We start from the raw sequence: 2,446 nt of genomic DNA, 5'->3' as shown, positions 1-2,446 counted from the left end.
AGCCCCTCCGGCGTTTGAGGAGCGGGGGTCCAGGGGGCGGAGCCCCCTGGAGACGGCGCGGGAATCGTCAGGCCGCCGCCCGCAGGGCCTCCGGCAGGGATCCCGTGTGCAGGACTCCCAGCCGCTGGGTCGCCCGGGTCAGCGCGACATACAGGTCGCTCACGCCGTACTCCCCGGGCTCCACCACCAGCACGGAGTCGAACTCCAGCCCCTTCGCCTGCCGCGGGTCCAGCAGGACGACCGTATGCGTGAGATCCGGCTCCGCCCCCGCCGTCACCCCGTCCAGCCGAGCGGCCAGCGCCCGGTGCAGGGCGCGCGGCGCGATCACCGCCAGCCGGCCCTCCTTCGGGGTCAGTTCGGCGGCCGCCCGCTCCACCGCGCCCGGCAGATCGTCGGCGACCTGCCGGATCCACGGTCGTTCACCGGTCGAGCGGACGGAGCTCGGCGGCACGAAGTCGGGCCGTTCGGCACGGACCACCGCCGCGGCCAGCTCCATGATCTCCGCGGGGGTGCGGTAGTTGACCGCGAGCCGGGCGTGCTCCCAGCGGTCCTGGACGTACGGCTGGAGGATGTCCGCCCAGGAACCGACGCCGGCCGCCTCCGCGGTCTGCGCGGGGTCGCCGACCAGGGTCATCGAGCGGGTGGGGCTGCGCCGCATCAGCAGCCGCCAGGCCATCGGCGACAGCTCCTGCGCCTCGTCGACGATGATGTGCCCGAAGGCCCAGGTGCGGTCGGCGGCGGCGCGCTCGGCGGCGCTGCGGTGGTCGTCCTCCTCGTGCCGCTCGGCGAACCGCTCGGCGTCGATGATGTCGTGCGCGGACAGCACCTCGGAGGAGTCGGGGTCGCTGTCCTCCTTGTCCTCGAACTCGAAGGTGCGGGAGGCGAAGGAGACGTCGAGGACGCCCTGCGCGTACGCGATCTGCAGGGCGCGTTCGCGCTCGGCGCGGGCCCGCGCGGTCCGGTCGTCCTCGCCCAGCAGTTCGGCGGCCTCGTCGAGCAGCGGTACGTCCGCCACGGTCCAGGCCCGGGTGAGCGGGCGGCGGATCGCGGCCGCGTCCTCGTCGGGGAGATGGCCGGCCGGGTCGGCGAGGAAGTCCGCGACCAGCCGCTCGGGGGTCAGCCGCGGCCACAGCCGGTCGACGGCGGCCCACACTTCGCTGTTCTCGGCGAGTTCGTCGCGGATCTGTGTGATGTCGCTCGCGTCGAGCAGGTTCGAGCCGTCGTAGGGGTCGGTGCCGATGCGCTCGGCGACCATGTCGGTGAGCGCGTTGAGGATGTGGCCCTCGAAGTGCTCGCGGGCGACGTTGTGCGGCAGCCCCACGGCGCGGGTGCGTTCGCGGGCCACCCGAACCAGGCCGTCGTCGAGCATCAGCACCTCGCGGTCGTGCTCGATGGTGATCACCGGGTCGGGCAGCGCCTGCCGGTCGCGTACGACCTCGGCGAGCACGTCCGCCATGCCGGCGCGGCCCTTGACCGCGGCGGCCTCGCGGGTGTCCGTGGCGGTGGCGCGCACCCCGGGGAACAGTTCGCCGACGGTCGCGAGCAGCACGCCGGTCTCGCCGAGCGAGGGCAGCACCTCGCCGATGTAGCCGAGGAAGGCGGGGTTGGGGCCCACGATGAGGACGGCCCGCTTGGCGAGCAGCTCGCGGTGCTCGTAGAGGAGGTAGGCGGCCCGGTGCAGGGCGACCGCCGTCTTGCCGGTGCCGGGACCGCCCTCGACCACCAGTACGCCGCGGTGGCCGTGCCGGATGATCTCGTCCTGTTCGGCCTGGATGGTCTGCACGATGTCGTTCATCCGGCCGGTGCGCGCGGAGTTCAGCGCCGCGAGCAGCACGGCGTCCCCGGAGGGGTCCTCGTGGCCGGTGCGGGTGGCGTCCCCGAGGTCGAGGATCTCGTCGTGCAGCGAGGTGACCGTGCGGCCGTCGGTGGCGATGTGCCGGCGACGGCGCAGGCCCATCGGGGTGTGTCCGGTCGCCAGGTAGAAGGGGCGGGCGACATCGGCCCGCCAGTCGATGAGTACCGGGGTGTGCTCGGCGTCGTCCGCGCGCAGGCCGATACGGCCGATGTGGTGGCTGGTGCCGGAGGTCTGGTCGATGCGGCCGAAGCAGAGCGATCCGTCCACCGCGTTGAGGGCGGCCAGCAGCCCGGACCGCTCGGCGACGAGGATGTCGCGCTCCAGTCTGGCCTGCATGGGCTTGTCGCCCTGCGCGAGGGCGTCCGAGACGCCGGCCTCGGTGTCGCCGCGCAGGGCGTCGACGCGCGCGTACAGCCCGTCGATGAATTCCTGCTCGCGCCGCAATTCACCATCCGGAAATTCGGTGTTTGACAATTCCGCTCCCGCCCGGATATACTCTGCTCACTGAACTTCTTCGCGCCCGAAATCATTCGAAGTCGCGAATCATTGAATATACGCAAAGAAATCCCCCGGGCGCAATTGCGCCCGGGG

The 2,446-nt window shown here is 72.4% G+C and carries 1 protein-coding gene; it reads right to left on the bottom strand.

Annotated elements, in window-relative coordinates:
- Positions 1-67 precede the first annotated feature (67 nt).
- Positions 68-2,299 (bottom strand): HelD family protein, encoded by a 2,232-nt coding sequence (locus tag WN71_RS38620; RefSeq protein ID WP_071369948.1) that lies wholly within the window; start codon positions 2,297-2,299, stop codon positions 68-70.
- Between the last annotated feature and the right edge of the window lie 147 nt (positions 2,300-2,446).

Source organism: Streptomyces mangrovisoli (assembly GCF_000974985.2).
Lineage (GTDB): Bacteria > Actinomycetota > Actinomycetes > Streptomycetales > Streptomycetaceae > Streptomyces > Streptomyces mangrovisoli.
This window is presented reverse-complemented; position numbering and strand designations above follow the sequence as displayed.